Below are 7,852 nucleotides of genomic sequence, written 5' to 3' on the forward strand. Positions count from 1 at the left end.
CGGCAGCGTCAGATGTGTATAAGAGACAGGGCCAAAAGCTCTACCGGATTAAAAGGTTTGGTCACATAATCATCTGCCCCGATATTCAGTCCCAGGATCTTATCTGTATCTTCTCCTTTTGCCGTCAGAAAAATGACCGGCATATTGTGATGTTCACGGATCCTGCTAAGCGTCTGGATCCCGTCCATTTCCGGCATCATGATGTCCAGCAGTACCAGATGGATCTCATTGTTGTCCACGGTTTCCAGAGCCTGCCTGCCGTTATACGTCTCAAACAGCTGATATTCATCACCTGTCAGATATATTTTCAATGCCGATACGATATCCGGTTCATCATCACAGATCAATATGTTATACATTCCTCTTCCACCTCCACTGTTATTATGCCACAGGAATCCTTAAGAAAAAATCCAGTGAGCGTTTAAGATTTATTTAAAAAGAGGGAGCAGCCACCTGTAACTGCTCCCTGCCTCTTATTTCTATTCTTTTTCCGTATCATCCGTCTGCTGTTTTTCCTCTTTTTTAGACAGCTTCAGTTTATCATGCAGAAGATGATCCAGTTCTTCCTGATGTTCTTCTTTTATTTCTTCAAATTTTTCCATATCCATCGTTGGAATAAACTCGGCTGCGATCCCGCGTCCTCTGTTTTTAATGTATATGTAACCGATGATGGAGAACACCACGGCTCCGATAAAGTTTACGAACAGATCCTGCATCGTGTCATAAAGACCGATATCAAGGTACTGCTGCCACACCTGGCCGTTTACTGTCACGGAATCCACATCCACATGAACCGGCACATTAACACCGTCCGGATTGATGGCAACAGAATTGAACGCGGAGATCCATGTATCCTTCTGCATATCTGTCCCGCAGAACATATCCATGCTGCATTCAAAGAATTCCCACAGCACGCCTATCGTCATGGAAAAGCAGAACGAAACTACCGCCACAAAAGCCGGCGACAAATTCAGCTTGACGTTTTCATGCTGATTGAGCACGTCCACCAGCGCGATCCCGATGGCTGCTGCCAGAAATCCGTTCGTCGTATGCAGGATATCATCCCAGTTGGGGAATATCACATAAAATCCATGGACTTCCCCCAGGATCTCTGCTGCAAAGATAAAGACCACGATGATTATCTCCAGCACATTAGGCAGTCGCAGAGCCAGCTGTTTTGACAAGAGCGTCGGCAGAAACAGCAGGATCAGCGTCATGCCGCACAGCATCACGTCGTGCCAGTCGTGCTCCCAGATCTGCCTGATCAGCGCCAGAACGACTAAAACCCTTACCACAACGTAGACAATAAACTTTACTTTTTGTCCTTTTTCTTTTTTCATAAATTCTTTCTTATTTCAGGTGAGCCCCCAGTGCAGCCATCACATAGCTTAAAGCCTTGTCTGCATACGCCTGAAATTCTTTGTCCCCTTCTTCAACTTCTCCTGCGTTTTTATTGTCGGCAGCCAGTGCTTCCAGAAGGATCATGCTGCTGTCTGCCAGAAGCTTTGCATCCTCTTTGCTGAAATCAGCTTTGCCTTCGCCTGCCCACCGGTTAAATACAGCTTCCAGAGTTTCCTTTTCCTGCACAGCCGTTTCGACATACAGATCTTCCATCTCATCGTCATTATAAAACATCGTCGTTCTCTCTGTATAAAAGAAACGGAACTTGGCATAGTGCGCCAGGAACTTCTTCAGATACTGTTCCAGATCTTTTTTATCGTTGATTTCCTCTGCCGTTTCCAGAATCTCTGTGATCTCCGGCACCATCCGTTCTTTCCAGGTGCAGCGGATCACTTCTTCCTTGTTGGTGTAGTAGTAATACAGATTTCCCGGGCTGATTTCCAGTGCGGTCGAGATCTGTACCGTACTTACGTTTGACGCCTGCTTCCGATTGAATAACTCAATGGATTTGTCTAAGATTCTTTCTCTGGTTCTGTTGATTTTCATTTTCTTTCTCCTCCCATTCTCCTTGCTTCCATCCATACTTTTCTCATCACTTTCCTTTTATTTACAAAAACATGCGTTTCTGTTTTCTATTGCACTATAGTGACCCAGTCACCTGCAAGTTCTGCTGCAGAACCTGCTCCGGTATCCTTCTTCAGTTCGATTTCACCGGATTTCAATTTCGCGAAAACGGCATCGTAGTCCTCCTGCGTGAACTTGTCGAATCTTCCGTTATCGATTTCCAGAGCAACGCCGTTATTTTTCGCCGCATAGTTGAACGCCATGCCGCCTACAAACTTATCCGACGCATAGTCCTTCATAAGATCACCGACCGCCTTGTCCAGATTTTTTTCTGCGGAAGTCAGCACAGTATCCGACAGCTCGCTCTGATCCACATCGGATCCGATCACCTTCTTCTTCTTTTTATCCACCTTTTCAGCTGCCTTGATCACAGAACTGTTTATGGAGCCTCCGCTTGCAAAGATCACCTGCGTGCCGTCCTTATACCAGGCTGACGCCGTGTCCTTTGCCGCATCGGACGCATCGTTGGATCCGGTGTACTGATACCTTATCTCCACCTTCTTTTCCTTTTCAGCCGCAGCTGCCGCAGCTCCCTGCACGAATCCATAGCCATAGCGTTTGACAGAAGGTATCTCCTGTCCGCCTAAAAATCCCAGCTTCGTATATCCTTCCTTTACCGCCGCATAGCCCGCCAGATACCCGGCCTCTTCTTCTGCAAAGACCATGCTGACCATATTGGATGCTGTCGCATATGCACCGTTTTCATCGTGAGGCACCCCGTCGATCAGCAGAAAATCCACGTCCGGATACGCCGACTGTGCCGCATACGCCGCCGTTTCAAAATTGCTGCCCGGAAGCACAATGAATTTTGCTCCCTTGTCTACAGCCTTCTGGATCGATGCCAGATACGTATCTTTCGACGGATCCTTCGTAGTATAATACTGACTGCTCAGACCATTTTCATCAGCAAGCGCTTTTACACTCAGCCATGTGTTCTGATCCACAGAGCCTTCTGCCAGCTGCTCGCCATCTACGATCATGGCCACCTCACTGGTTCCCTCGTCAGATTTCTTTTTCTCGCTGCTGCCTCCGCATGCCGTCAGGGAAAAGATCAGAATCACCGCTGTCACAAACATAAAAAATCGCTTCATCGCCAATCCTCCCTTATTGAATTACTTCGTGTATCAAACTGTTACAATTAACAGGATTCTCGCTTATTTTAACAGCATTTTTTATTTCTTCCAATGCTTTTTCTAATTTTTTTATATTTTTTCCATAAATCTTGCAAATTACATCACCTTTTTGTACAAAATCGCCTACTTTTTTATACAAAAGGATGCCGGCAGCCAGGTCGATCTCATCTTCCTTGCGTTCTCGCCCCGCTCCTGTATGCTGAGATGCCAGTCCCATTTTTCTGGCATGGATCTCTTCGATACAGCCGTCACGGTCTGCTAAAAATGCAAGCTCTGCTTCTGCCTGAGGCAAAAGCGCTGTATCTTCTATGATCCGCGGATCTCCGCCCTGGCTTTCTACCATGTCACGGAACTTCTGCAAGGCACTTCCGTCTGCTATTTTTTTCTTTGCCATGGCGATCCCCTCTTCCGGTGTTGCCGCTTTCTCTCCAAGATAGGCCATCATGCCCGCCAGTGCTGCAGAAAGCTCTGAGATGTCTTCGGGGCCGTTTCCCCTAAGGACTTCGATCGCTTCCTTTACCTCAAGGGCGTTGCCGATGGCGCAGCCAAGAGGCTGATTCATATCGGAGATCACCGCCATCGTCTTCTTACCGTGCGCTCTGCCGATCTTGACCATGAGTCTTGCCAGCTTCTCTGCCTCTTCCTTCGTCTGCATAAAGGCTCCATTCCCGCATTTGACATCCAGCAGGATCGCATCGGATCCGGATGCCAGCTTCTTGCTCATGACACTGGACGTGATCAGGCTCAGATTATCCACCGTTGCTGTAACGTCACGCAGCGCGTAGATCTTCTTGTCTGCCGGTGCGATATGTCCCGTCTGACCGATGACTGCGATGCCTTTCTCATTGACCTGATCGATAAAATCCTGTTCCTCGACCGCCGTCTGAAATCCCGGGATCGCTCCCAGTTTATCGATAGTCCCGCCGGTAAAGCCCAGGCCTCGTCCACTCATCTTGGCCACCGGTACACCGCAGGCGGCTGCTGCAGGACCTGCGATCAGCGTCGTCTTGTCTCCGACGCCACCGGTGCTGTGTTTATCCACCTTGATGCCTTGGATCCCTGAAAGATCCACCGTATCTCCCGACTCTTTCATGTATTTCGTCAGCAGGATCGTTTCCTCTTCATTCATTCCCTGAAAATAAACAGCCATAAGGAACGCAGACATTTGATAGTCAGGGATATCTCCCGCGGTATAGCCGTCTACCATGTAGCGGATCTCTTCGGCGTTCAGTGTGGATCCATCCCGCTTTCTGGTGATCACATCAACTGTATTCATCCTTCATCCTCCTGCAGGATCAGTTCCCGCATGCTCTCTCCGATAGGAGTCTTCTTTCTTCCCTCCGTGATGATAGCTGTTACGGTTTCTCCGATATCTGCAAAGGTGCTCCGGGTTCCCAGGTCAACTCCTTTTTTCAGTTGATCTCCCGTCATGAGTCCGAAGATGTGCTCCCTGGTGTGATCCCATCCGCTGTGTATCGGGTCATTGCCGTGGTCGGAGCACAGGATCAGCATATCATCCGGTTTCATAGCCTTGCGGATCTCCGGCAGCCGCACATCGAATTCTTCGATGGCCTTCCCGTATCCTTCCGGATTTCTTCGATGGCCGTATTTAGAATCAAAATCCACCAGATTTGTGAATATCAGCCCCCGAAAATCCTGCTTTATCGCTTCTATTGTCTTTGTAACACCATCATCATTGCTGACGGTGTGTACGGATTTCGTGATTCCTTTCCCATTGAAAATATCATGGATCTTACCTACTGCATAAACCGTCCCGCCGTCTGCCCGGATCAGATCCAGCATGGTATCCTCCGGCGGTGTCACAGAGTAGTCGCGACGATCAGAAGTCCGTACTCTCTGTCCGTCCGGCTGCAGCACATAAGGCCTTGCGATGACTCTGCCGCAGGCATATTTACCGTGAAGCAGCCCACGCGCTTTCTCACATATGCTATAAAGCTCCTCAAGCGGAACGACATCCACGTTGGCCGCCACCTGGAACACGCTGTCCGCCGAAGTATATACGATCACCTTACCGGTCTTTTCATGTTCCTGCCCCAGCTCCTTGATGATCTCCGTTCCCGATGCAGTACAGTTGCCCAGCCAGCCTCTGCCTGTCTGTCGTGAAAACTCTTCCATCAGTTCCTGCGGAAAACCATCAGGATACGTTTTGAACGGTTTCGGCGTATAGAGACCTGCGATCTCCCAGTGTCCGGTAGTCGTGTCCTTTCCGGTGGAATGTTCCATAAAGCGCCCGTAAACGCCTTCCGGATGTGCCACTTTCAAACGTCCGCCTGCCGCGTCTTTGATGTTTCCCATACCCATCTTCTGCAGATTCGGGATCTGAAGCTGCGGACAGTGATCCAGAATATGTCCCAGCGTATCCGCACCCTGGTCCCCATACTTTGCAGCATCCGGCATCTCGCCGACGCCCAGGCTGTCAAGTACGATAATAATGGCTCTTCGAATCATAAATACCACCCCTGCTTTCTGATCTGCAGCGGAATGCACTGCCGAAAGTCCAGCGAGATCAGCTGATACTCCACGCCGTGATGCACTCCCTGTATCGTGTTGCGAAATCCGTCTTCTCCATGTACATGTCCGTACAGCACCCGCTTCACCCCGTAATCTTCAAACAGCTGCTGAAATCCCGAAAAGGAAGCAGCCTTTGATACAGGCGGATAATGGAGGACTCCTAACAGTTCCGCATCGTCTTCTTTTTCATAACGTTTCTGCCGATCCTTTGCAGCTTTCTGCAAAGAAGCCTCAAGCCGCATCAGTTCCCGGCGATAGATCTTCTCATCCTCTTCTCCGAACTCGTCGTTATCCGGCGTCAGCCAGCCGCGGCTCCCGCAGATGTAGATGTCTTCTGCCAGGTAAAAATCGTTTTGCAGAAACGTGATATTCTCATACATATTATTGAGTTTCGTGATCCCGTTCCACCAGAGGTCGTGATTTCCCTTGAGGATCACCTTCTGTCCGGGAAGAGCCGCCACCCAGTCCAGATCCGGTTTTGCCTCTTCCAGTTTCAGTCCCCAGGAAATGTCTCCGGCGATGATCACCGTATCATCGTCTGTTATCCTGCTGCACCAGTTGTCGTGCAGTCTCTGTGCATGATCATGCCATCTGGGCCCGTAAATATCCATCGGTTTTTCTACGGAAGAAGCAAAGGAAAGATGCAGATCAGCGATCGCATAAATGCTCATATTCATCCTCCGTTTCCTCACCCAGTACCGAAACATTTTTTAATGCTCGCTGGATCCCGCGCGTTCGAACTCCCACCAGGGTTTCCAGATCTTTTTGTGCCTGCTCCATCTTCGTCTGTGTCTTCACCAGCACATTGCCAAACTTCTCAAATTCTGTCCGCACCTTTGCAAGCGTATCCCAGACCTCGCCTGACCTGCGCTGTAAAGCGATAGATTTAAAGCCCATCTGAAAGCTGTTCAGCATAGCCGCCATGGTAGTCGGTCCGGCGATATTGATCCGGTAATCCCGCTGCAGGCTCTCTACGATGCCCAGACGCAGCACTTCCGCATAAAGGCCTTCAAACGGCAGGAACAGGATCGCGAATTCCGTCGTCTGCGGCGGCTGGATATACTTGCTTCGGATATCCTTCGCTGCCTTGATCACAGCGTTTCTCAGGTTGTCTGTCGCTATTTTGATCAACTGCCGGTCGCCTGTATCATAAGCGTCCTGCAGGTTGAGATATGCATCCCCCGGAAACTTGGAATCGATGGGAAGATACACTGGTCTGTCTCCTTCTCCCGGGAACTTCACAGCGTATTCCACACGCTCGCTTCCGCCCTTTACCGCGATGTTTTCTTCATATTGTTCCGGCGAGAGGATCTGCTGCAAAATAGCCCCCAGCTGGATCTCTCCCACGATCCCGCGGGTCTTCACGTTTGAGAGGACTTTTTTCAGATCCCCGACGCCTGCCGCCAGGTTTTGCATCTCTCCCAGTCCGCGTGTGACCTGCTGCAGGCTCTCACTGACCTGGCGAAAAGATCTTCCGATCCGTTCTTCCAGCGTTTTCTGCAGTTTTTCATCCACCGTGTTTCGCATTTCTGCAAGCTGCCGGTTATTTTCTTCTGTCATGTTCGATACTTTTTTCTCCATGGATATTCTGATATTTTCCAGTCGCTGTTCAATATCCATGGAGGTACGGGCAAACTGCTTGTTCAGTTCCGACAGCCGGCGGCTTTGCAGCTCCATGCTCTCCCGCTGCGCCTGCGACAGCATATCGCCCATGTTCTTCACGCTGCTCTGCACCATGCCGATGGTTTCCTGCCGGGAGCGGTACATTTCTTCCCGCAGCTCCCTCGGCAGACCGCCGCCTCCATACCCTGCCGAACCGGACAGGCGCCCGGATCTGGTACGGATCAGCAGGATGATCACCAGCACGACCAGTATCAGCAGTGTGCTCCATACTCCAATCAGTAATATGTTCATATGTCTTTACCCTGTAGTCTTTATCGTCTTCCGCCGAGCCTTCCTAGTTCAGGAACGTATACGGATCCTCGTTTTCATCGTAGGAATAATCGGTGTAGATGATATCCAGTTCATGAAGCTCTTCGTTGAGAGCTTCTCTCTTTTCCTTCATCGTCCTGAAAATCTCATTGTATTCGGAATACTTCAAAGGCTGTTTCTGAGCCTTTTTCTTTAAAGCATCCTGCAGACTGATATAGGCGTCGCACCTG

9 protein-coding genes are annotated in these 7,852 nt (G+C 49.7%); all 9 read right to left on the minus strand.

Going from position 1 to position 7,852, the window contains the following annotated elements; all coding sequences use genetic code 11:
- Positions 1-8 precede the first annotated feature (8 nt).
- Entirely contained in the window at positions 9-359 is a 351-nt protein-coding gene (locus H8876_RS05875) for a response regulator transcription factor (protein WP_465250734.1), read from the minus strand.
- Between the two features lie 120 nt (positions 360-479).
- On the minus strand, positions 480-1,340 hold the full coding sequence (locus H8876_RS05880) for a DUF2238 domain-containing protein (RefSeq protein ID WP_249286951.1): 861 nt from the start codon (positions 1,338-1,340) through the stop codon (positions 480-482).
- Positions 1,341-1,350: 10 nt separating this feature from the next.
- On the minus strand, positions 1,351-1,947 hold the full coding sequence (locus tag H8876_RS05885; RefSeq protein ID WP_249286952.1) for a TetR/AcrR family transcriptional regulator: 597 nt from the start codon (positions 1,945-1,947) through the stop codon (positions 1,351-1,353).
- Between the two features lie 86 nt (positions 1,948-2,033).
- Complete coding sequence (locus H8876_RS05890; RefSeq protein WP_249286953.1) at positions 2,034-3,116, minus strand: BMP family ABC transporter substrate-binding protein; 1,083 nt, start codon at positions 3,114-3,116, stop codon at positions 2,034-2,036.
- A 13-nt stretch (positions 3,117-3,129) separates the two neighbouring features.
- Positions 3,130-4,434, minus strand: a complete 1,305-nt coding sequence (locus H8876_RS05895) for a pyrimidine-nucleoside phosphorylase (RefSeq protein WP_249286954.1) — start codon at positions 4,432-4,434, stop codon at positions 3,130-3,132.
- Positions 4,431-5,624, minus strand: coding sequence for a phosphopentomutase (locus H8876_RS05900; RefSeq protein ID WP_465250735.1), 1,194 nt, complete (start codon positions 5,622-5,624; stop codon positions 4,431-4,433). The genes H8876_RS05895 and H8876_RS05900 overlap by 4 nt, the downstream gene beginning before the upstream one ends.
- Entirely contained in the window at positions 5,624-6,361 is a 738-nt protein-coding gene (locus H8876_RS05905) for a metallophosphoesterase (protein WP_249286956.1), read from the minus strand. Before H8876_RS05905 ends, H8876_RS05900 begins: the two co-directional genes overlap by 1 nt.
- The gene (locus tag H8876_RS05910; protein WP_249286957.1) at positions 6,339-7,604 is read right to left on the minus strand and encodes a DNA recombination protein RmuC; all 1,266 of its coding nucleotides are present in this window, start codon (positions 7,602-7,604) and stop codon (positions 6,339-6,341) included. Before H8876_RS05910 ends, H8876_RS05905 begins: the two co-directional genes overlap by 23 nt.
- Positions 7,605-7,647: 43 nt before the next feature.
- Positions 7,648-7,852, minus strand: a 205-nt coding sequence (locus tag H8876_RS05915; protein ID WP_249286958.1) for a hypothetical protein, incomplete at its 5' end; no start/stop codon positions are given.

The organism is Lentihominibacter faecis (genome assembly GCF_014306095.1).
Classification (GTDB): Bacteria; Bacillota; Clostridia; order Peptostreptococcales; family Anaerovoracaceae; genus Lentihominibacter; species Lentihominibacter faecis.